Genomic DNA, 22,781 nt, shown 5'->3' on the forward strand with positions numbered 1-22,781 from the left:
GACAAAAACGTGAGAGGGATCGCGACGAGCTTTCTCATACCTTCGGATTCCCTCCGATGACGCTAGCAATGTGCTTATTCGCCTCGGTACCTTTCTTGAAATAAGCGCTATGTAGACCGAATGGGTCTGGATAGCGAACATCCCAGTCGTACCCAGGTACTTTTTTCCATACGATGGGGCCGACATCGCCCGAGAGATGCTTGTACCCGTCCATTTCTGTGGGGTTCTTTCCAAACATTACGTCTGGGCCGACACCTTGGACCATGTCGTTCACATAAGGGGCTGCACTGACGTACATGTGTCCTTCGGGAACGTGGAACTCGCCCACGTTCTGGACACCCGAGCCGGGCGAGCCGAATTGAACCAGGTCGTCGATGACGCCGTCGCCGACAAGCGTTGCCGCTATACCAGCGGTGGTTGAGCCGTAGGAGTGGCTGGCGACAGTGATGTGTGCGTCGCCGGCCCCGTGCTCGCGCACTGCGTCGATGCCGTTCAGGAAACTGGCGAGCTTGTGTGCGCCAAAGGTGGCCATCACGGTATTTGATGCTTCCACCACAGATGGGGGAGCGTCGTATCCAAAGAACTCGACCATCGCGACCTTTTCGCCAGGATTTGCTGCGTCTTTCGCTGCTTCTCGCATGACCGTAGCGTGACCGTCGTAATCGAGGATAGAGCCACCTTCACTGTTACCTGCGACGCTGGTCGTCATACCGGGGACGATCACGCCGATGTGGTCGGCATCGTCGGGGTTATTCTGGGAAATTGCCGCGAGGACATTCGCTCCGGAGGTGTCGAGGGACATGAGGTAGCGGGGTACCCCGTCGCTGTCCTCCTTCGCCAGCGTATTTTCGATCTGCCTAATTGCGTGAACACGATTGCGGAGTCGATCCATCTCCGCGCGTTGCTCCTCTGTTGGGTTAGGACCGAGAGTCTGTTCGTAGCGTGCTGCTTCTCTCGTAACTTCCTTGCGGCGGATGGGCAGCATGATGCGATTTGCTTGATTGCGCGACGTGTAGTCGACGCCCTCGAGGTTGCCGATGACGTCCGGATGATGGTTGATCATCCACTGCTTGTCGTCGTCGGACAGGGAACTCCACCAGGATGCGACTTCCTGTGCAGAGGCTCCGGCAGGGGGAAGCGTGGGAGGTGCCTTGAGTCTGGCGGAGTAATTCACACCATTATCGAACGTCCCTGCGCTCAGGGATGAGATCTTCTGCGAGAGAGAGTCGACGAGATCCTGAGCTTGCTTCAGTGCTTTGTTTACTCGCCGCTGTATCCGCTCCACCATCTGCGGAATTTCATCGAAGCCGTGCCCTTCCTTCATGAGCTGCTTGACTTGACCCCTATCTATTGACACGTTGCCAACTGAATCGATGGTCATGTGCCATGTGTTAGCCAGTTGCAGAGCATCCTCAACGTTCGCTCGAACCTCGTTGATTCCCTGTGCTCCAGCGCTGCAGATCTCGGCAATGCTGATCAGGTTATTCACTTTCAGTTCGATGGCTGAAAGCTGCTTGTTTAAGGCTTCCTGCGCCGCCTGAGCGGTTTGTCCAGAGCTGATCAGGCCTCCGACATTGGTCGCAAGAAAATCAGCTGCTGACTGCATTTGGCGCTGCTTGTGCTCACAACTGACCGCGTAACGTTGAAGCGGCGCCGACTCCCATTGCTGAATGTCTGCCCAGTTCATGGCTGGATCACCGAACCCAGGGCGACCGTGCCCATGGGGGCGTGCACGCCCGGCGTGTAGGAATCATTGCTCATCGTGGCCTCCGCTAAACGGTGAGTAGTGTTGTAGGTCATCCTATCTGACAGGTGGTCGTTTTTCACTACTCGGGGAGGACTTGTGAACGGCGGGACCCCGGCCTCGTTCCTAGGAGAGGACCAGTGCGAGTGCAGCCAACAGCGCCCACGCCAGGGTGAAGAACCCCGTGTTGCGCAGCACCGTGATGAGGTCGCGGCCCGAGGCGCCGGTAAGGACCGGGAGGCTCACGCCGGCCGCCCACGCTCCCGCGCCCACGCCCAGCGCGATCGTCGCCAGGGGGTGCAGTCGGACCGCGATGCCCAGCACGATGATCAACGCGACGGGAAGCCACGCGCACGCCGCAAACGCCCAGCGCGACGGGCGTTCGCCCAGGCGCACGGCCGCCGTCATCTTGCCTGACTCGCGGTCCGTCGGAATATCTCGGATGTTATTGGCCATCAGCAGCGCCACCGATAGCAGGCCCAGCGCCGACGCGCTCATCCACAGCCACCACGGAGCCGACTGCACCTGCGTCCACGCCGTGCCCACGCACGCGAGGAGGCCGAAGAACACGAAGACCATCAGCTCGGACAGGCCGATGCCCATGTACGCATATGGGTGCTTACCGCCCGTGTAGAACCACGCGGCCACGACCGCCGCGGCACCCGCAGCGATCAGCCACCAGGTGCCCGACACGGCAACCAGGGCGAGGCCCGCGACCCCGGCCACCGCGAACGACCCCAGCGCGGCCGCCAGGACTGTCTTCGGCTTGGCGAGGCCGCCGCCCGTCAGGCGCGCAGGCCCCTTGCGGTTGTCGTCCGTGCCGCGAATGCCATCCGAATAGTCGTTCGCGTAATTGACCCCCACCTGCAGGGCCAGCGCCACCAGCAGCGCCAGGGCAGCGCGCGCCGCGCTGAAACCCCCCAGGTAGTGCGCGGCCGCAGACCCCACAATCACGGGCGCGGCGGCGGCAGGGAGGGTGCGCAGGCGAGCGCCTTCAATCCAGTCAGAAACGGAAGCCATGCCCACCAGTGTAGTTGGAGCGGGCGCGGGTCCGGGCAGCGGGTTAGCGCACCCACTCCCGCTCGGTGCCCGAGGCCTCGGCCGCAGCCTGCGCGGCGGCGGCGCGATCGATCTTGTCGAAGCCCAGGTAGGGGAGGGACTCGACGGCCACAATCCGGCGAGGAGCCTGCGCGCGCCCGATGTGCGCCGCCGCGTGCTCGCGAATCGCCGAGCCGAGCTCCGCCATCTCCAGCGAATCCGACGGCATCTGATCAACAACCACGAGCGCGGTCACCACGTGGCCCCACTTCTCGTCCGGGGTGCCCAAAATCCACGCGTCCGACACGCCCTCGAAGGAACGCACCGCGCGGCGCACCGGCCCCGGCGCGATCGACAGGCCGCCCGAGACGATCACGTCGTCCGCGCGGCCGCGCACCTCCACCGTCCCCGAAGCCCGGATAATGCCCAGGTCCCCGGTGAGCAGCCAACGGTGGCCGCCCTCGTCGAAGAAGGGACTCTCCGCGTCCAGGTAGCGCGTCATGAGCGTCGGGCCGTGGATCGCCAGGCGCGTGCGCCCGTCCCAATCCACCGCGCGCACCGACGTGCCCGGCAGGGGCTTGCCGTCGTACACGCAGCCGCCCGCCGTCTCCGTCATGCCGTAGGTAAGGCGCACCTTCAGGCCAGCCTCGGTGGCGCGTGCGAGCAACTGCTGGTTGGTCGCCGCCCCACCCACGAGGATCGCCGCCAGCGAGCGCATCGGGCCCACGACCTCCTCGCCAGCGTCGAGGCACTGGGCGAGCTGGGTGGGCACGAGCGACAGGTAGCCGGGCATGTCGTCCTGTGTGGCGCCCTGAATCGCAGGCAGGAGAGCGCGGGGGTCAAATCCCTCGGAGGTGTCGACGATCTGCGGGTTCGTCTCCGCGACGGCCGCGCGCAGCAGGGTCATCGCGCCCGCGATGTGGTGCGCCGGCATCGCCAGGATCCAACGTCCCGGGCCATCCAGGGCCAGCTCGGTCGCCTTCGCCGAGGCCATGAGCGCCTCGATCGACAGGCCAACGAGGCGCGGGCTGCCCGCGCTCGACCCCGACGTCGGGACGACCAGGTCAATACCGTCGAAGAAATTCGGGTCCGCGTTGATCGCCTCGGCGAGGCCGGGGTAGCGATCCTCCGGGAAAGCCTCCTCGGGCGTCACCGCGGAGCCGCGCAGCGTCGCCGGGGGCACATCCTCCGGGGCGCGCAGGACGACAACCGTGTGCGGCGCCGGATGATTGGGGTCCGCCTGGCGCTCCTCGTACAGCTCAACGAGCTTGTGGATCGACGCATTCGCCAGGGCGACAGCGCCAATAGCGGTGCCTCCGGGCACAACAAGAAGTCGCGGCGCAGCCATGATGAGCCTCCCAAAGTCGACGGCGAACGCATATACAACCAGGATAAAGGCTTGCGTTCTCGCAGGTGGTGAAGGGAGTCGCGGCAATAATCACGTTTGTCGGTTGAAACGGCGAGATTGCGCCTATTTCCCTGTGGCAGATAACGCAGCTGAAAATTCAACGGAATTTTCGCGCGGGCATGCATGAGGTTATACGATAGAAAACGATGCTCAAAAAACTTTCCTTGAAAACCAGATGGGCGATCGGCGTCGTGAGCGCCCTCGTCCTCCTCGTCGTCTGCGCCGGCATCGTGTATGCGGCCAACTACTCCGGACGCGCCCTGCCGGGCACGACCGTCGCCGGCACGCCCGTCGCGGGCATGACCCGCGACCAGGTGATCGCCGCCGTCAACGAGCGCGCCGACGCCGCGACCGTCACGCTCACCGTCGAAGGCAAGACCACCCAGGCCTCGCTCAACGAAGCAGGCATCACGGTCGAAGCCGACGAGACCGCCGATGCCGCCATGAAGGGCTCCACGTCCCTTCCCGCGTTCGTCAGCGCCCTGTTCTCCGAGCGTAATGTCGAGCCCGTCGTCACCGTCAGTGAGGAATCCATCAAGAAGCTCGCCGCGACCGCGAACTCGACCCTCACCTCGGAAATGAAGGACGCTGCGGTTGTTGTTGCCGAAGACGGCGAATCCTTCACCTTCACCCCCGCGCAGAACGGCAACGGCGTGTCCACCGATGACGTCGCCTCCGCCGTCAAGCAGGCGGGCGCCACCCTCGCCTCCGTCACCCAGGACGTGAGCGTGCGCGAGATGGAGCCCTCCGTCACCACCGAGAACGCGCAGGCCGTCGCCGAGAAGGCCAACGCCCTCCTCGAGACGAACATCGAAATCTCCGACGGCATCGACACCTTCTACGCCGAGCGCTCCGACAAGGTCAAGTGGGTCGAATTCCTCACCAAGGATGACGGCAGCCTCGAGGACCCGTCCATCAACGCCGTCAAGGTCGCCGACTGGGTCAACGCCCTGGCCGCCAAGACCGACGTCAAGCCTGAAAACCGCGTCGACAACGTCGACTCTTCCGGCAATGTTCTGACCGTCGCCCGTGAAGGCAAGAAGGGCCTCAAGACCAACAACACCGAGCAGATCACCAAGGACGTCGTCGCCGCCATGACCGACGGCAAGGCGTACGAGGGCCTGTTCCACTACGACGACGTCGAGCCCGGCTCCGAAACCAAGCAGGTCGCCGAAGGCACCGAAAACCTGGTCTACCAGGCGGCCGAAGGTGAGAAGTGGGTCGACATCAGCCTCTCCGACAACTCCGTCACCGCCTACGTCGGCGGCAAGGTCGCCGGCGGCCCCTTCTACATGGTCCCCGGTGCCCCCGAGACACCCACCATCGTCGGCACCTTCCACGTGTACCTCAAGTACGACGTGCAGACCATGCGCGGTGAGAACGCCGACGGCACCAAGTATGAGACCGAGGGCGTCCCGTGGGTCACCTACTTCAGCGGTGGCTACGCGATGCACGGCGCCCCCTGGCGTTCCTCCTTCGGCTGGAGCGGCTACGGCGGCTCCCACGGCTGCGTGAACATGCCCGTCGACGCCGCGAAGTTCATCTACGACTGGACCGACATGGGTGACACGGTGGTCGTGCACTACTGATTAGTGCTGAGCATCAGGGCGGGCCGGAACCGAAGGGTTCCGGCCCGCTTTGTCGTGTTTGTGTTTGTGTTTGTGTTTGTGGCCCCGCTGGTGTTCCGGGCGTGGTCTGATCCTGCTGTGGGGCCGGGCTGCTTGGTGCGCCAGTGGGCGGCGGTCCGCCCGCTCGCCGTCCGCGCCGCGAGCTTCGCTCGGCGCGTCGTCTCGAAGCCCGGCCAGGCCCCGCCACCGCCCACGGGCGCCGTAGCCAGGCCGCGCCGTCGCCCATGGGCGCCGCAGCCCACACAGCCGCCTACGCTCACCAATTTTGCACGTAATTCCCCTGCGACTGTTTCAAATCTTTAATGCGCCTCGTTGGAATTGCAACGTTTTCAGCGTTTATTGAAACTTCTTTCAATCGAATTACGTGCAACTTTGCGGGGGTGCTGCCTCGGTGGGCCCACACCAACGCATGCAGGAGCGATCTTTCTTTCGCGGTCCACCACGCCTCATTGGTGCGCCTTTTTGGGCCGTATCTGGTGTGTTTGTGCCTCGCCATGAAACCGACAGCACCTTTGCTGGCGCTTCCTTGCGGTGGCATGAAACCGCCATCACCATTGCGAGCGATAAAGAGTCCTTTTCGAGCTATTTTGTGCGAGCAAAGGTTATGGCGGTTTCAACGGGGTGTGCAGTGCGGCGTGCAAAGGTGTTGGCGGTTTCAAATTTGCCTCGTCATCGTGCCCTGTGCGCGAAAACGTTCGCCCTGCTCGGCCTGGTGTGGGTGTGAGCGTGAAAAAGTTCGTCCAGCGTGGTCGAAATGACCCAAAATCGGCGTTTTGTTGCGTGCTGGGCGAATTTTTTCGTGGAAATGCTGTGGGATGGGCTGCGCTGGGAGAACTTTTTCGCGGAAGAGCCACTGCATGCTCTCATTGTGAGCGTGTGTATGTGCGTCCGCAGTCCTTGCGACGGCCGCTCATCAGCCGGGGACCAATTTCGCATGCAATTCCCCTCAAGGTATTTCAAGCTATGAACTCAAACCGTTGAGATTCTGCCGTTTTAGTGCCGTCGTGCATGTGGGCTCTGTGGGAATTGCATGCGAAATTGTGGAAGAGGTGGCCTGGACTGGTTGTGTGGACCGGGTGTTTTGAGGGGTGGTTGTTAGTGGTGTTGTGCCCATAGGTGCGCGTACCGGTTGGGAAGAACCAGTCCAGTGCGGTGGCTGGGCCGACCGGCAGGCCCGAAGCGGCGCCGCGACGGAACGTGCTACGCGGCCCGGGATGCGATAAAGCCCTGCAAGGCGATGACGCCGGCGCCGCGCGACCAGGCCTCGTTGGAGCCATCGGAGAGGGTGACGCGAATCGATGAGGCGCGCGGGTCGCGCACCTCTGCGATGCCGGCCCGCAGAGCCTCGCCGCTCAGCGATGCGAGCGCGACACCCTCACCGCCGACGATCACCAGTTCCGGAGCCGTGAGAGACGCGACCAGGCCGATGAGCCTGCCGAGGGCGCGCCCCGAGGCCGCCAAAATCGCCGTCACCGCAGGGTGTTTGTCGGAGGCGAGAGCGATGACGTCGCTCCACTCGAGCGGACGTCCGAGCGCGGCCGACGCGTCGCGGCAGATCGCGGGCGTCGTCAGCATGGCCTCCGCGCAGCCTCGGTGCCCCTGGGAGCAGATGGGGCCGAGTGGATCGAGTGGCCAGTGGCCGACGAGGCCGATGCCCGAGTCCTCGTTCTCCAGGCGTGCCCCGTTGGCGACACATCCGTATCCCACGCCCACGCCGACCGTGATAACCGCGAAGTTGGAATGTCCGGTGCCCGACCCGAACCAGTGCTGGATCTGCGTGTAGGCGGACAGGTCGTTGGCGACGAAGGTAGGCAGGTGGGTGGCCTCGGAGACGAGGGAGGCGAGTGGAACGTTGTTCCACTTGAGGAAGGGGGCCGACTCGACGGCGCCGTCAGCGTTCACGATGCCGCCGACGGCAATGCCGATCGCGTCGATGCGGTAGGCCGAGCGGGCGAGGTGCGCCAGGTCCGCGATTGCGCGGACAACGCGGATGGGGGTGAGGGATTCGAGGGGGATGCGGTAGGAGTCGCGGGGAGTCGCCTTCAAGTCGATGACGGTGGCGTCGAGGGCACTGTCCGTCAGCTTGATGCCGAGGAAGTAGTGCGAGGAGGGGACGACGTCGAGGGGGATCGTGGGGCGGCCGGAGGTTCGCTGGGTGGCCTCGGGGACCTCGGCGAGGAGACCGGAGGAGATGAGCTCCGTCGAGATGCGCGTGAGCGTCGCGGGGGCCAGGCCGAGGCGTCGCGCCAGCTCAGCACGGCCGAGTGGGCCGTGGATGAGGACTTCGAGAGCGACCGCGGAAGCGAGCTCGTCTTTGGGCTGCCAGGTCATGACCATTCCTTTCTGGTGAAAGAAAGAGTACATGCAAATTTCAATTTTGCCTAGCTTATTGACATAACTAATTTTGCGTGGTGAAATTAGTGGCAAGCGGCCAATGGTGGTCGCGATCACGAGAAAGTGCACAGTGCAATGAAGCAGAAGCGTCTCCTTACCGTCGGTGTCACCCTTTTCGCTGCGGCCTCGATGCTTGCAGCCTGTGGTGGCAACACAGCCGACCAGTCATCGTCTTCCGGATCCGGCTCCTCGACCGTCGAACTCACCCTGTGGGGCACGTACGGTGCGGGCTCCAACAGCGCCCAGAAGGACGCGTTGGAAAAGGAAATCATCCCCGCCTTCGAGAAGGCCAACCCCGGAATCACCATCAAGTACGTCGACATGCCCTACGACGGCCTCAAGCAGAAGCTCACGACCGGCGCCGCGGCCGGGGAGCTGCCCGACCTGATCCGTACCGACCTCGGTTGGAACGCGCAGTTCGCCAAGCTGGGTGTCCTCAAGCAGCTCGACGGCAACATGCCGAATTACGAGGCCTTGGCGTCCAAGGTCTACCCGGGCCTGCTCGGCACGACCCTGTACAACGGCCACCACTACGGCCTGCCCCTGGACACGAACACGCGCGTGCTCATCTCCAACCCCGATGCCCTCGCCAAGCTTGGCGTCGACAAGGCCCCTGAGACTTTCGATGAACTGAAGGACCTCGCCGCTAAGGCGAAGGACGCGGGCGGTTCGGTCTACGCCTTCGCCGACGGGGACATCTCGCAGTGGAACATCATGCCGTGGATCTGGAGCGCGGGCGGCGACATTTCCGATCCCGACCAGACCAAGGCCTCGGGCTACCTGGACTCCGATAAGTCCGTGGCCGGCGTCCAGTTCCTCGTCGACCTGTACCAGCAGGGGCAGATCCCCAACGCGATCATCGGCAACGAGGGCGCGACCAAGACCCAGGACGGCATGCCGAACGGCGAGTACGCGACGATCCTCGACGGCCCGTGGATGGACCAGATCTGGGCGGGCTCGTATCCGGACTTCAAGCCCACCTACTCTAAGGTTCCCGCCGGCGAGGGCGGATCGATCTCGGTCGTCGGCGGCGAGTCCATCGTCATCACGGAACAGACCAAGGATCTCGAGGCCTCGTACAAGTTCCTCGAGTTCACCCAGTCGCGCGAGTTCCAGCTGCCGATGAGTAAGGCCGGCCAGATGACGGTCGTTGCCGAGTACGCGGCCGAGGAGGCCGAGGCGACACCGGGCACCAAGATCTTCTCCGAGCAGCTCAAGACAGCGAAGTCTCGCCTCTCCATCCCTGATGCTGGGAAGGTCGACGAGATCTTCAAGACCGAGCTGACCCCCGCCTTCGAAGGCAAGGTGACGGTTAAGGAGGCCCTGACAAAGGCAGCGCAGCAGATCGACCCGCTCCTGAGCGCCGCCAAGTAACCCGACGTCGCTCCACTCACCGGGCCCGGCCCCCACGCGCGGGGCTGGGCCCGGGAAAGGACAACTCATGAGCACCCCCACCGCGCACGAGGCCGTGGCACCTCGGGCGCGTCGGCGTTCCTCCCGGAGGAACCCGGTGGCCCCCTACCTCTTCTTGGCCCCGGGCATGATCCTGTTCGCCCTGTGCATCCTGTACCCCATGGTGCGGTCGGGGCAGATGAGCTTTTACGACTGGAACATCGTGAAGGGCTCGAACTCGGACTTCGTTGGCCTGGACAATTACGTCAAGGCATTCCATGATCCGTCCTTTTGGACGGGGCTGGGAAACTCCGGGATCTATATGGCTTTGACGGTGCCCCCGCAGATCATCCTCGGCCTCGCCGTCGCGATGCTGCTGCGCTCGAAGGCGCCGCTCCAGCCGCTGTTTCGGGTGCTCTACTACCTGCCCGTAGTCACGTCCTGGGTGGTCGTATCCCTGCTCTTCAAGTACCTGTTCGCTGACCAGGGGCTCATCAACTACATGTTGGGCAGTGCCCACCTCGGCGCGGGGGACACCTCGTGGCTGTCGAACCGTTGGACCGCCATGATCGCGATCTGCGCGCTGGGCGTGTGGAAGGGCATCGGCTGGTCGATGATGATCTTCCTTGCCGCCCTCCAGGGGGTGCCGAAGGAGCTGGAGGAGGCCGCCCTCGTCGATGGGGCGAACTGGTGGCAGCGCTTCAAAGCCGTGACCGTTCCGGCGATCTGGCCGGCCACCGTCTTCGTCATCGTCATGCTGGTGATCGGTGGCCTCAACGTCTTCACGTCGGTGCTGCTCATGACGAAGGGCGGGCCCAACGGCCAGACCGAGGTGCTGATGACCTACATGTACCGCCTCGCGTTCTCCGACCTCAACTTCGGGTATGGCTCGGCGATCGCCGTCGTCCTGACGATCCTCGTGTTCATCATTTCGATTGTTCAGCTCAAAGTACTGAACCGCGACGACGAAAGGGCGGGAGCATGAGCACGTCACGCAAGACGATTCGCGCCGCGGGAACGTCGCTGCGCTTCGTCGTCCTGACGGTGGGGGCGATCGTTATGATCCTGCCCTTCGCCTACATGGTGTCAACGTCCTTCAAGCCGCAGGCTTACGTCCTGGAGACGCCCCCGAAGTTCATCCCCGACCCGGGCACGGTCGACAACTTCGTGCAAGCGTGGACGACGCAGGATTTTTCCCGCTACGCCTTGAACTCAGCGTTTGTGTCCGTGACCTCGACGGTGCTGGCCGTGTGGCTCTCCTCGATGATGGCCTACGCGTTCGCGCGCTTCGACTTCCCGGGCAAGGAGTGGCTCTTCCGCGCCCTCCTCCTCGGCCTCATGATCCCCTCGATGATGCTGATCATCCCGCAGTTCGTGCTCACCAAGCAGCTGCACCTCATCGACAACCTGTGGGCCCTCGTGCTGTTCTACGTCTCGGGAAACCTGGCGCTCAACACCTTCCTGCTGCGCAGTTTCTTCGAGGGGATCCCGTGTGAGCTCGACGAGGCCATGGAGGTCGACGGCGCGAACGTGTGGACCCGCTACTGGCGCCTCGCGATGCCGCTGGCCCGGCCCGCGCTGGCGACGACCGTCATCTTCACCTTCCTGGCGACCTGGGATGAGTTTGCCTGGGCCCTCACGGTCATTTCGACGGAAACGAAACGCACCCTCCCGATCGCCATTCAGCTGTTCCACGGGCAAAACTCCACGCAGTGGGGGCTCGTGTTTGCCGCGTCCCTCATCGCGATCCTCCCCGTTATCGTTGTGTACCTGATCTTCCAGCGTCACTTCGTCGCGGGCCTGACCGCAGGAGCCGTGAAAGGATGACTCCCTTGCTCCTCCCCACACAATCCGTCTACCTGCCCGGCCAGGCGGTCCTCGTCGAAGCCTCCCACCCGGGCGACCTCGTCGTCACCCACCTGGGCGAGACCGTGCGCGAGGTCCCGTGCGAGCGCCCCGGCCTCGTCGAACTGGGAGGACTGAGCGTCGGCGGGTACGGTGTCGCCCAGCCGTCGACGGGCGCGTCGAGCGCCGTGCAGGTGTGTGCCTCGGCGTCGGATCGGCTGCGCTACGGTTTCGTTGCCTCCTTCCGCCCGGGAAAGGACGCCGAGGCCGTGGCCCGTTTCGCGCGTCGCCTGCACCTGACCGGCATTCAGTTCTACGACTGGGCGTATCGGCACGCTGACCTGCTGGGCGGGGGAGAGGAGTACCTCGACGCCCTTGATCAGCCGATTTCCCTGGCGACCGTGCGCGCCCTCATCGAGGCGCTGCGCGCGGTGGGCACGCGGTCGATTGGCTACGCGGCCGTGTACGGCGTCGGCAATGACGAGTGGGAACAGTGGGAGGATGCGGCCCTGCTGGATGCGGTGGGGGAGCCGTACTCGCTCGCTGACTTCCTGCGCATCGTCGATCCCGCCCATCCGCGCTGGCTTGAGCACTTCGCCGCCGACGTTGCGGCTGCCGCGCGCGAGGTCGGCTTCGATGGCTTCCACCTCGACCAGTACGGCTACCCGAAGATGGCTGTCCGCCCCGACGGCGAGATCGTCGACGTGGCCTCATCCTTCGACACCCTCATCCGAGGGGTGCGTGAGGCGGTGCCCAGCGCGACGCTCGTGTTCAACAACGTCAACGATTTCCCGACCTGGTCCTCGCCGGCAGCCCCTCAGGACGCGGTCTATATCGAGCCCTGGGAGCCCGTCACCACGTACGAGGCCCTGGCTCGGGTGGTAACGAGGGCGCGGCTCGTCGCGGGCGGGAAGCCCGTCGTCCTGGCGGCCTATCAGTCCATCTACGACAAGGTTGCCCGGGACGTGGCCGACGCATCGACGCGCCTGACGATGGCGACGCTCTTCTCACACGGTGCCACGCAGCTCCTCGCCGGAGAAGACGGCCGACTCCTCGTCGATCCGTACTACGTGCGCAACATGCCCGCCGAGGACGAGACCCTCGACATGCTCGCTAGCTGGTACGACTTCCTCGTCGCGAACGACGAGATCCTCGTGGACCCCGGGATTGTTGACGTGACGGCCTCGTACGTGGGCGCATACAACGCGGATATCGATGTGTCCTTCGATGCGGCGCCCGTGTGCTGGGAGGCGTCCCCGGGCTGCGTGTGGCGGCGCATCACCCGCGCAGGCGACGCCCTGGTTGTCCACCTCATCAACCTCGTAGGCCAGTCCGACACGGTATGGGACGGCCCCCACCGCCCGGTGATCGCGCTGCGAGGCGGTACGCTGCGTCTGAAACCCCTGTTCGGGCGCGTGCCGCGGGTGTGTGCGGCGGATCCCGACTCGGGTTCGACTCTGATCCCCCTGGACGTGCGCATCGTCGACGGCCAGGCCGTTGTTTCCCTCCCCGACCTCAACGTATGGCAGGTGCTCCATGTTCTTCTGTAACGATGCGCTGAACCCCGCAGGCAACGGCCTGGGCCCCGACGAGTGGTGGAAGGGCGCGGTCGTCTACCAGATCTACCCGCGTTCTTTCAAAGACTCCAACGGCGACGGCTTCGGCGATCTCGAGGGCATCCGCTCCAAGCTCGACTACCTGAAGTCCCTGGGCGTGGATGTTCTGTGGCTCTCGCCGATCTATGCCTCTCCGCAGGCGGACAACGGCTACGACATCGCCGACTACTACGACATCGACCCGATGTTCGGCACGCTGTCGGACTTCGACCGCCTGCTGGAGGGTGTCCACGAGCGGGGTATGCGCCTCGTTATGGACCTGGTCGTCAACCACTCCTCGGATGAGAACCCGTGGTTCGTTGAGTCGCGCTCCTCGCGGGAGAACCCGAAGCGCGACTGGTACATCTGGCGAGACCCCCGCCCCGGGTTCGTGGGCGGCGAGGCCGGGGCGGAGCCCACCAATTGGGGGTCCTTCTTCTCCGGCTCGGCCTGGGCCTGGGACGAGGCCACGGGACAGTACTACCTGCACCTGTTCCACAGGAAGCAGCCCGACCTGAACTGGGAGAACCCGCAGGTTCGCGCGGCCGTCTACGAGATGATGAACTGGTGGCTCGACCGCGGTGTCGACGGCTTCCGCATGGATGTCATCAACCTGATCTCGAAGGAACCGGGCCTGCCCGACGGCGTCGTCTACCCCGGGCGCGCGTGGGGCGAGGGCTTCCCGCACTTCTCCGAAGGCCCCCACCTGCACGAATACCTCGCCGAGATGCGCCGCGAGGTCTTCGATGGCCGCGCGGGCACCATGACGGTCGGCGAGTGCCCCGGCGTGCGCCGCGACAACGTCCTGCTGTTCACAGACCCGGCCCGGCGTGAGCTCGACATGGTCTTCCAATTCGACCACGTTGACCTCGGCCTCGAAGCAGGGAAGTTTCACCCGCGCCCGCTGCGGCCCGGCGAGCTCGCAGACTGCCTGAGCGCCTGGCAGGAGGCCCAGGGTGAGGTCGGCTGGAACAGCCTCTACCTGGACAATCACGACCAACCGCGGGCCGTTAGCCGCTTCGGCGACGAATCGCGCCGCTACGAGTCGGCAACGGCCCTGGCCACCGCCCTGCACATGCTGCGTGGCACGCCCTACGTGTACCAGGGCGAGGAACTCGGCATGACCAACAGCGTCTTCGGGGGCATCGACGACTACCGTGACGTCGAGGCGCTGCGCTACTACCGCGAGGCCGTGGAGTCGGGGGAGAGCCCCGAGTCGGTCCTGAAGGGGCTGGCCTTCACCGGCCGCGACAACGCGCGTACCCCCGTCCAGTGGGATGCGAGCGAAAATGCGGGCTTTACGGAGGGCACCCCGTGGATCGGCGTCACCCCGAACTATCGCGACATCAACGCGGCCTCCCAGGTCGGCGACCCGTCCTCCGTGTACGCGTACTACCGCGCGCTCGCGGACATCCGCCACGGGCTGCCCGTTATCGCGGCCGGATCATTTGAGCGCATTGAGACTCCCTCGCCCGCGATCTTCGCCTATAGGCGCACGCTCGGCGAGGCCGTGGCAACCATCCTCGTCAACCTCTCCTCCCAGCCGGCCTCCCTCGGCGAGGCCGTGCGCGGGGTGAGTGGGGACCTCCTCCTGGCCAACCGCGACCTGCCCGAGGAGGACCGGGGTATCCCGGAGAGCCTCGGAGAATGGGAGGCGCGCGTCTACCTCGCGTGAGCGACGAAGGCCCGGGATCGGCGAGATCCCGGGCCTGTGGTCACTGAGTGTCGGTGAGGAAACCAGCCTCAGTAGTAGTAGGGGTAATCCTCCCAGCGGGGGGCGCGGTGCTCGAGGAAGGCGTCGCGCCCCTCCTGCGCCTCGGCCGTCATGTAGGCCATGCGCGTGGCCTCGCCCGCGAAGACCTGCTGGCCGGCCAGGCCGTCGTCGGCCAGGTTGAAAGCGAACTTGAGCATGCGGATGGCCTGCGGGGACTTCGTCGCGATGGTCGCGGCCCACTCCAGGGCGGTCTCCTCGAGTTCGGCGTGGGGGACGGCGCGGTTGATGACGCCCCAGCGTTCGGCAGTTTCGGCATCGTAGCGCTCGGCGAGGAAGAAAATCTCGCGCGCCCGCTTATCCCCGGCCTGGCGGGCCAGGAGAGCCGATCCGTAGCCGGCGTCGAAGGAGCCGACGTTCGCGTCCGTCTGCATGAAGGCCGCGTGCTCGATGGAAGCGACCGACAGGTCCGCGACCACGTTGAGGGAGTGACCGCCGCCGGCAGCCCATCCGGGGACGGCCGCGATGACGACCTTCGGCATCGTGCGGATGAGGCGCTGGACCTCAAGGATGTGTAGGCGTCCGGCGCGCGCGGGGTCGATCTGCTCGCGGCGCTGGGCGGTGGCCGCCTCGGGGTCCGCGCCCTCGACCTCGTAACGGTAGCCGTCGCGGCCTCGCACCCTCTGGTCGCCGCCGGAGCAGAAGGAGTATCCGCCGTCTCGCGCCGAGGGGCCGTTGCCCGTCAGGATGACGGCCGCGACCGAGGACGTCTGGCGCGCATGGTCGAGCGCGCGGTACAGCTCGTCGACGGTGCCGGGGCGGAAGGCGTTGCGGATGTCGGGGCGATCAAAGGCGATGCGCACGACCGGCATGTCGGCGCCCTCGGGACGGCCGTCGGCCTCGGGGCCGCGCGAGATACCGCGGTGGTAGGTGATGTCGGCGAAGTCGAATCCCTCGACCTCGCGCCAGCGGGTCGGGTCGAAGGTGTCGGACACGAAGGGGAGAGCGCTCATGTGTCGGATTCTAATCGACGAGGCAGTGGCAGGCGTCGGGGGATGCCTGCTCGAGAGGGGTGGCGGCGTTGACGACCAGCCTGGGACGAAGGACATGCGTGGGGCTATGGATGCGCAACCTAACCAATCGGAACAAAGGCTACTTTCTTGTAACCGTTTTATATGGCGTCTAGACACTTGAGGGTGTGTCCTGCCAGACGCGCCTACTTGCCACGTGTTCAACAGTTCCAAAGAGTCTGTCACTTTGGCGTGCTTACTGCGCAATTGGTTACAAGTTGATGTGTGTAGGATTTGTCGATTATCTGAGGTTGCGCGATAATATTACCGGTAAGTAAGGAGGGTTCTAGTGAACGCAGCGCAGCAACCGACGCTCATGCGCATTCCAATGCGCACGCTCAGCCGTCAAACGCGTTACGCCCTCGAAGGCGTCGACGACATCCTTGTGTACAAGGTAGCGATGACGACGCGCTTCCGCGGCGTGACTCGCCGCGAGGGGCTCCTCCTGCACGGACACGCCGGTTGGGGAGAGGCTGCGCCCTTCTGGAACTATGACGATCTGGAGTCCTCGCGCTGGCTGGCGGCGGCCCTCGAGTCCGCTCGCCGTTTCCCGCCGGTGCCTCGACGCAAGTTCGTGCCCGTCAACGTCACGATCCCCGTCATTTCGCCGGAGGAAGCCTACGAGCGCGTGAAGGCCTCGGGCGGGTGTGCGACCGCGAAGATCAAGGTTGCTGAGCCCGGCGTCAGCGTTGGGCGCGACTGTGCGCGCATCGCCGCGGTCGCAGACGCCCTGCGTGAGACCGTGGGCGGGCAGGCGATGATCCGCCTCGACGCCAACGGCGCGTGGGAGGTCGATGAGGCTCGCGAGGCCATCCCCGCAATGGCGGCGGCCGCCGGCGTCGTTCCCATCGAATACGTTGAGCAGCCCTGCCTGACGGTGGACGAGCTGGCCCAGGTGCGCCGATCCGTGGATGTGCCGATCGCCGCCGACGAGTCGATCCGTCGCGCTGAGGACCCGCTGGAGGTGGCCCGCAAGGAGGCCGCCGACGTCGTCATCATCAAGGTTGCGCCACTCGGAGGTGTGCGCGCCGCACTCAAGGTTGCCCGCAAGAGCGGCCTCGGCGTCGTCGTGTCCTCCGCCCTCGAGACGTCCGTCGGCCTGTCGGTCGGCGTCGCCGCTGCTGCCGCCGTGCCCGGTGTGCCCCGGGCCGCCGGACTGGCCACCGCCTCGTTGCTGGTGGGCGACGTGACCCAGCCCCTGATTCCCGAGCGCGGCCGCCTGCCCGTGGGGCGCCTCGAGCCGGACCAGGAGCTCATTGACCGCACCCCGGTCGACGGCGACCTCGTCTCCCGCTGGGGCATGCGCCTCGAAGGCATGGCCGAGCACCTGAGGGTGGGCTCCCGGTAGGCTGGGCGTATGCCCTCCGTCGATACCGCCAGCGCTATCCTCTCGTCCCTGGATACCCTGGGCGTCACGCACGTCCTGTACTGCCCGGGTTCGCGCTCCGCGCCCTTCGCCTACGCTCTCGAAGCGGGCTCTTTCGGCGGGGATGCGCGCCCCATCCTGGATGAGCGCGGCGCCGGTTTCGCTGCCGTCGGCCTGGCGCGCACCGGAGGGCTGCCCGCTATTGTCGTCACCTCCGGCACCGCCGTCGCCGAGCTGGCCCCCGCTGTCCTCGAGGCCTCGCACGCGCGCCTGCCCCTGCTGGTCCTGAGCGCCGACCGCCCCGGCGAACTGCGCGGCGTTGGAGCCTCCCAGGCGACCCACCAGTCCAGCTTCTTCGGCACGCACGTGCGCGCGAGCGTCGATCTGGAGCCGCAGGAGGCCTCGCCCTCTCTGGTCGGCCACCTCACCCGCGCGGTCGCGGCCGCCTGCGGGGCACCGAGCGGCACGCCCGGGCCCGTGCAGATCAACGTCGCCTTCCGCGACCCGCTGACCCCCGTCCGTCCCGCCTCCGACTCAGGGGATGAGGCCGTGGCCCCCTTCGTCCCCCGCCCGACCCGGGTGATGGGTGCGCATGCCGTACCCGCGCGCTGGGAGGACGTGGTTGGTCCTGCCGACGCCGGGCTGATTGTCGCGGGTGAGGGTGCCTCGCCCTGCGCCTGCGAGTGGTCGGAGGCCTCGGGCTTCCCGCTGCTCGCCGAACCGGCGTCGGGCGCGTGGCGCGGCGGGGGAGTGACCCCCTTCGAGCAGTCCCTCGTCAGCTCGCCGCTGGGGCGTGAGGTCGACGCGGTCGTCGTGACCGGGCGCCCGACGCTGTCCCGCCCGATTCAGGCTCTGCTCGCGCGCCCCGACGTGCGTGTCGTCGTTGTCGATGCGCACGCCCCGTGGGTGGACATCTCGGGCAACGCCTCGGTCGTCGTCGCCGACCTCGAGCCGGCCCGCGAGCCGATCCGCGCCGCTCAGGCCGAGTGGGCCTCTCGCGTGCGCCAAGCCGCCCGCGACGCCGGCGAGCGCATCGAATCCCTGCTCGCCTCCGGCTCTGGGCGCACGATGCTCGACCTCGCTCGAAGCGTCGCCGCCTCGACGAGCGGCCCCCTCGTGCTGGGCGCCTCCAACCCCGTGCGCGCCTTCGACCTTGCTGTCCCCACGCTGGAGGGGCGCGTCGTCCACTCCAACCGGGGACAGGCCGGCATCGACGGCACCATCGCGACCGCCGTCGGCATCTGCCTGGGCTCCGGATACGCGGGCGAGGCCTCGGCCCCCGCGGGCGAGCGCGTCACCGCCGTCATGGGCGACCTCACGGCCTGCCACGACGCCTCATCCCTCGCCCTGGCGGCGAGCGTGGGCGCTCACCTCGACATCATCGTCGCGGACGACCAGGGTGGCGGCATCTTCGCCACCCTCGAGCACGGGCGCGCCGCCAGCGCCGAGGCCTACGACCGTTGGTTCGGCCTCGCTCAGTCGGTGGACTACGAGGCGCTCGCGGCCGCGTACGGCGTGGCCTTCGCGCGAGCCGACGCGCCTCGGGAACTGGAGTCGTTGCTCGCCCACCCCACCAGCGGACCGCGGTTGATTCACGCGCCGGTCGAGCGCGCCGCGCACCTGTACACGGCCATCCGTGACGTGTTGTCCTGACGGGACGCGTGTTCGCTGTGAGGTTGAACGGTTTACAGGAAACTTCCAGGACGCTTTCAGTGGCCCTTTGAGGAAACGGCCCATACTGGTGGGCAGATAACGAACTGACACCAGAGGAAACCATGACTCAGCCTCATATTCCGGCCCACGATGCCGACTCGGCGCGCGACGCTGAGACGGCCTCGGCCCCCAGCTACCCGCAGCGCTCGACGGTCCAGGACCACTCGGCCACCCAGGAGCTTCCGGCCGCGCAGGACGCCACGCGCGAGATGCCCTCCGCCACGACGATCCCCGCGCCGCCCGCGGGCACGGTTCCGCCCGTCTCTGCGCCGGGCGCCCCCGCCGTGCCGGCCGCACCCTCCGTGCCTGCCCAGGACGCTCCCGCGTCCGGCGGCGCATACTCCGCCCCCTCCGGCCAGCCCTACAGCGGATACGCGGCCCCGGCCTCGCCGGACGCCTTCGCGTCGCCCACCGTCATCGTGACGAAGAAGGGCCCGGGCTGGGTCGCCCTCCTCGGCGCGATGCTCCTGACGATCGGACTGACCCTCGGCGCCGTGTTCTACGCGCGCCCCGCGATGCTGCGCGCGTCCACGCCCACCAACCTCAACGGGGGAACAGTGGCCACCGTGCCCGTCTCGAACAGCTCCGGAACGGACTGGACGGACGTCGCCGCCGCCGTGTCGCCCGCCGTCGTGACCATCCAGGCGCAGGGCGCGTCCTCGGGCGGCACCGGCTCCGGCGTCGTCTACGACGCGCAGGGCGACATCGTCACCAACTACCACGTCATCGCCTCCGCCCTCGGCGGGGGACAGATCCAGGTGACCCTCGCCGACGGGCGCCTGTACAGCGCCGTGGTCGTCGGCCACGACAAGACCACAGACCTGGCCGTCATCCGCTTGGAGAACCCGCCCTCGGACCTCACCGTCGCGCGCTTTGCCTCCTCCGCGAACCTCGAGGTCGGTGCCCCCGTCATGGCGATCGGCGCGCCCCTGGGCCTGTCGAACACGGTGACGACCGGCATTGTCTCCGCCCTCAACCGCCCCGTCGAGGTCTCCGTGGACGAATCCGCGACCTCGGAGGACGGCACGCAGGCTTCCTCGGATCTCGTGGTGACGAACGCGATCCAGATCGACGCGTCGATCAACCCCGGTAACTCGGGCGGCCCGCTGTTCGACGCGAGTGGCGCGGTCATCGGCATTAACTCCTCGATCAAGTCGCTCGCCACCTCGTCGGACGGGCAGGCGGGCTCGATCGGCCTGGGCTTCGCGATCCCCTCCGATCTGGTCGTGTCCATCGCGGACCAGCTCATCGCCTCCGGCAGCGCCTCGCACGGCTTGCTCGGCGTGACCGTCAAGGCCGCGACGACGACCGTCGGCTCCGACACCTACGTGGGCGCCGAGGTCCAGGACGTCTCCGCAGGTTCCGGCGCCTCCGCTGCGGGCATCCGCGCCGGCGACGTCATCGTCAAGGTCGAAGGTCAGGAAGTGACCAGCCCCAAGCAGCTGATCGGCTACGTGCGCCGCTACAAGGCCGGCGACACCGTCACCATGACGATCGTGCGCGACGGCGCCACGCAGGACGTGTCCGTGCGGATTCAGTGAGCTGCGCGCGCTGACGAGGCCCGCCGTCCCTGTGAAGGGGTGGCGGGCCTTTGTGCGTGGTGGGCTTGCGAGGGTGCATATGCGCAGTTTTCGGCCGCTGATGTGCCGCACGTTGATGTGACGCCCCCGCATCTGGGCTTGTGTCGACCAGGATTCAACCTGATCGGGAAGATTCAACCCGTTCTGATCGGGTGGAATGTTCCCGATGGGGTGGAATCTTCCCGATCGGGTGGAGCGCTGGCGCAATCAAGCCGCTGAGTTGCCAGAAGTGGGTTCCGGCGTGCCGCAATACTCTGCGCGATTCAGACCCCGAGGGCGTCCAGGAGCGGGCGCATCTTCGCTTCGGTCTCGGCCAGCTCGGCATCCGGGTCGGAATCCGGCATGATGCCGGCCCCCGCGAAAAGGCGCAGACGCGTGCCCGACGTGAGCCCGCAGCGCAGCGCGATCGCAAACTCGCCGTTCCCCGCCGTGTCGACCCAGCCCACGGGCCCCGAGTAGCGGCCGCGCTCGGTGTCTTCCAGCTCTTCGATGAGTCGCATCGCCGCGTCGCGCGGAGTGCCGCACACGGCGGCCGTCGGATGCAGGGCAGCCACCAGATCCAGGAGGTGGGCCTCGCCCAGGCGCGCGTGCACGTCCGTCGCCAGGTGAACGACGTTGGGCAGTGATAGGAGGAACGGCCCCTGAGTCGTCACCGAGGAGCACAGCTGCGTCAGGATCGACGACACGGACTCGGAGGCCAGGTCATGCTCGCGCAGATCCTTCGCGCTCGACGCGAGCGCCTCGCCCTCGCCGGGCTTGCACGTGCCCGCCAGGACACGAGAGCTCGCCGTGCCGCCCGAGGCCGCGATCAGCATCTCCGGGGAGGCTCCCACCAGCGAATCCACACAGAAACGCCACGTCGACGGATACAGATCGCTGAGGCGTTCAAGCAGGAAACGCTCGTCGAATCCGCGTGCGCACCGCACCGTCATGTCGCGCGCCATGACGGCTTTGTCGGCGGCCCCATCGCGCAGGCGCTGCGCCATCGCCCGTACCGAGTCGCGCCACTGGCCGCGCGACATCGACCCGTGTCCAAACGTCAGGGACTCCGGCACGCGCGGGGCGGGCCTCGCCTCGGCCAGGGCCTCATCAACAGCCGCCAGCGGATCCGGGGCGTCCCCAATGCCCGCCGTGATCGCCCAGCGGGCCCCGGCCTCGTCGATGAGAGTCAGCGCGGGCATGAAGGCAACCGAGCGGGCGGGGGAGCGGAACGCGAAGGACGCGAAAAGGACGGGCGAGGGGGCTCCCTCGACGCAGGACGAGGCGGGGGTGGCCTCCCACGCGCGGCGCACGTCGGCGATCGCACCCGGGGTCGCGGACTCGATCGTGAGCGCCCGTCCCAGGCCGATCATCTGGCGGCGCTCACCCAGCCAGGCGGCGCCCCCGGAGTCGGGAAGCAGGGATGTCAGTGAGCAAGTAGACCCCGGGTGCTGCGGGGGTAGGACCAACGCCCGAAAGACGAGGCGCGAGCATCCGAAGTCGTTGTGCATGGGTTCCATGGTAGGAGCAGGGGCGGCGGCGCGCTGGAAGACGTGCGAGTATTGACGCATGACTGAATCCCCGCGCGCGGACCTGAACAAGGATCCCAAAGAGATCGCCTCGATGTTTGACTCCCTCGCCTCGCGATACGACGTGATGGATGCGCTGATGACGGGCGGTTTGGACAGGGTGTGGATGACCGCCCTGCGTAAGGCTGTCGCCCCGCACCCCGGCGAGCGCATCCTCGACCTGGCGGCCGGCACCGGCGCGTCGTCGGCCGCGCTGGCTAAGGGCGGCGCCGAGGTCGTCGCCTGCGACCTGTCCGAAGGCATGATCGAGGTCGGCCGTGAGCGCCACCCCGAGATCGAGTTCGTGCACGGCAACGCCATGGACCTGGACTTCGAGGACGGCTCCTTTGACGCGGTCACCATCTCGTGGGGCCTGCGCAACATCCCGGACCCGGAGCTCGCGCTGCGCGAGATGGCGCGCGTCGTGCGCCCGCGCGGCCGCCTCGTGGTCCTGGAGTTCTCCACCCCGCCTTCGCGTGTCTTCCGCGGCATGTACAACGCCTACCAGTCGACCGTCATGCCTGCGATCGCGCGCCTGGTTTCCACGAACGACGGCGCCTACGACTACCTGGTCGAGTCGATTCGCGCGTGGCCGGCCCAGGAGGAACTCGGCCGCATGATCGCCGCCAACGGCTGGAGCGAGGTCGAGTACCGCAACCTCACCGGCGGCATCGCCTGCCTGCACCGCGCGGTCAAGCCGCTGCCGTAATTTTTCGATAACGACGAGGCCGGGGTCCCTTGTGGGGGTCC

Annotated in this window: 17 protein-coding genes; 10 read left to right on the forward strand and 7 right to left on the reverse strand. The window is 66.5% G+C overall.

What is annotated here, in order from left to right:
• Positions 1–34: 34 nt before the first annotated feature.
• From FBF35_RS01805 to FBF35_RS01815, 3 genes are all read right to left on the reverse strand, one after another.
• The gene (locus FBF35_RS01805; protein WP_060566321.1) at positions 35–1,687 is read right to left on the reverse strand and encodes an alpha/beta hydrolase; all 1,653 of its coding nucleotides are present in this window, start codon (positions 1,685–1,687) and stop codon (positions 35–37) included.
• 183 nt (positions 1,688–1,870) lie between these two features.
• Positions 1,871–2,764: a 1,4-dihydroxy-2-naphthoate polyprenyltransferase gene (locus tag FBF35_RS01810; protein WP_060566322.1), complete on the reverse strand. Its 894-nt coding sequence runs from the start codon at positions 2,762–2,764 to the stop codon at positions 1,871–1,873.
• A 43-nt stretch (positions 2,765–2,807) separates the two neighbouring features.
• Entirely contained in the window at positions 2,808–4,130 is a 1,323-nt protein-coding gene (locus tag FBF35_RS01815; RefSeq protein WP_060566323.1) for an AMP-binding protein, read from the reverse strand.
• Positions 4,131–4,336: 206 nt separating this feature from the next.
• Here FBF35_RS01815 and FBF35_RS01820 point away from each other — a divergent pair, with 206 nt between their 5' ends.
• Positions 4,337–5,779, forward strand: coding sequence for a L,D-transpeptidase family protein (locus FBF35_RS01820; protein ID WP_060566324.1), 1,443 nt, complete (start codon positions 4,337–4,339; stop codon positions 5,777–5,779).
• 694 nt (positions 5,780–6,473) lie between these two features.
• Here the strand turns inward: FBF35_RS01820 and FBF35_RS01825 are convergent.
• The gene (locus tag FBF35_RS01825) at positions 6,474–6,677 is read right to left on the reverse strand and encodes a hypothetical protein (protein WP_131726627.1); all 204 of its coding nucleotides are present in this window, start codon (positions 6,675–6,677) and stop codon (positions 6,474–6,476) included.
• A 341-nt stretch (positions 6,678–7,018) separates the two neighbouring features.
• A complete protein-coding gene (locus tag FBF35_RS01830) occupies positions 7,019–8,149 on the reverse strand; it encodes an ROK family transcriptional regulator (RefSeq protein WP_241772544.1) in 1,131 nt (376 codons plus the stop codon).
• 138 nt (positions 8,150–8,287) lie between these two features.
• On the opposite strand from FBF35_RS01830, the gene FBF35_RS01835 reads away from it, so the two are divergent.
• The 5 genes from FBF35_RS01835 to FBF35_RS01855 all read left to right on the forward strand — a co-directional run bounded on the left by FBF35_RS01835 (position 8,288) and on the right by FBF35_RS01855 (position 14,719).
• Positions 8,288–9,586 (forward strand): extracellular solute-binding protein, encoded by a 1,299-nt coding sequence (locus FBF35_RS01835; protein ID WP_060566325.1) that lies wholly within the window; start codon positions 8,288–8,290, stop codon positions 9,584–9,586.
• Positions 9,587–9,653: 67 nt separating this feature from the next.
• On the forward strand, positions 9,654–10,589 hold the full coding sequence (locus tag FBF35_RS01840; RefSeq protein ID WP_060566326.1) for a carbohydrate ABC transporter permease: 936 nt from the start codon (positions 9,654–9,656) through the stop codon (positions 10,587–10,589).
• Positions 10,586–11,431, forward strand: a complete 846-nt coding sequence (locus tag FBF35_RS01845) for a carbohydrate ABC transporter permease (RefSeq protein WP_060566327.1) — start codon at positions 10,586–10,588, stop codon at positions 11,429–11,431. Before FBF35_RS01840 ends, FBF35_RS01845 begins: the two co-directional genes overlap by 4 nt.
• The gene (locus tag FBF35_RS01850) at positions 11,428–12,999 is read left to right on the forward strand and encodes a glycoside hydrolase family 66 protein (RefSeq protein WP_060566328.1); all 1,572 of its coding nucleotides are present in this window, start codon (positions 11,428–11,430) and stop codon (positions 12,997–12,999) included. The genes FBF35_RS01845 and FBF35_RS01850 overlap by 4 nt, the downstream gene beginning before the upstream one ends.
• On the forward strand, positions 12,986–14,719 hold the full coding sequence (locus FBF35_RS01855) for an alpha-glucosidase (protein ID WP_060566329.1): 1,734 nt from the start codon (positions 12,986–12,988) through the stop codon (positions 14,717–14,719). Before FBF35_RS01850 ends, FBF35_RS01855 begins: the two co-directional genes overlap by 14 nt.
• 68 nt (positions 14,720–14,787) lie before the next feature.
• On the opposite strand, the gene FBF35_RS01860 is transcribed toward FBF35_RS01855, so the two are convergent.
• Complete coding sequence (locus tag FBF35_RS01860; RefSeq protein WP_034464680.1) at positions 14,788–15,768, reverse strand: 1,4-dihydroxy-2-naphthoyl-CoA synthase; 981 nt, start codon at positions 15,766–15,768, stop codon at positions 14,788–14,790.
• Positions 15,769–16,141: 373 nt separating this feature from the next.
• Here FBF35_RS01860 and FBF35_RS01865 point away from each other — a divergent pair, with 373 nt between their 5' ends.
• The 3 genes from FBF35_RS01865 to FBF35_RS01875 all read left to right on the forward strand — a co-directional run bounded on the left by FBF35_RS01865 (position 16,142) and on the right by FBF35_RS01875 (position 20,445).
• Positions 16,142–17,173 carry an o-succinylbenzoate synthase gene (locus FBF35_RS01865; protein ID WP_060566440.1) on the forward strand — a complete coding sequence of 344 codons (1,032 nt, stop codon included), beginning with the start codon at positions 16,142–16,144 and terminating at the stop codon, positions 17,171–17,173.
• 9 nt (positions 17,174–17,182) lie between these two features.
• Entirely contained in the window at positions 17,183–18,844 is a 1,662-nt protein-coding gene (gene menD, locus FBF35_RS01870; protein ID WP_060566330.1) for a 2-succinyl-5-enolpyruvyl-6-hydroxy-3-cyclohexene-1-carboxylic-acid synthase, read from the forward strand.
• Between the two features lie 122 nt (positions 18,845–18,966).
• A complete protein-coding gene (locus tag FBF35_RS01875; RefSeq protein WP_060566331.1) occupies positions 18,967–20,445 on the forward strand; it encodes a S1C family serine protease in 1,479 nt (492 codons plus the stop codon).
• A 302-nt stretch (positions 20,446–20,747) separates the two neighbouring features.
• Here the strand turns inward: FBF35_RS01875 and FBF35_RS01880 are convergent, their stop codons facing one another.
• On the reverse strand, positions 20,748–22,034 hold the full coding sequence (locus tag FBF35_RS01880; RefSeq protein WP_060566332.1) for an isochorismate synthase MenF: 1,287 nt from the start codon (positions 22,032–22,034) through the stop codon (positions 20,748–20,750).
• Between FBF35_RS01880 and FBF35_RS01885 the strand changes: the two genes are divergently transcribed.
• Positions 22,033–22,740, forward strand: a complete 708-nt coding sequence (locus FBF35_RS01885) for a class I SAM-dependent methyltransferase (protein WP_060566333.1) — start codon at positions 22,033–22,035, stop codon at positions 22,738–22,740. The two genes, FBF35_RS01880 and FBF35_RS01885, sit on opposite strands and share 2 nt — an antisense overlap.
• Positions 22,741–22,781: the final 41 nt, after the last annotated feature.

The organism is Schaalia odontolytica (assembly GCF_005696695.1).
GTDB classification, from domain to species: Bacteria; Actinomycetota; Actinomycetes; order Actinomycetales; family Actinomycetaceae; genus Pauljensenia; species Pauljensenia odontolytica_C.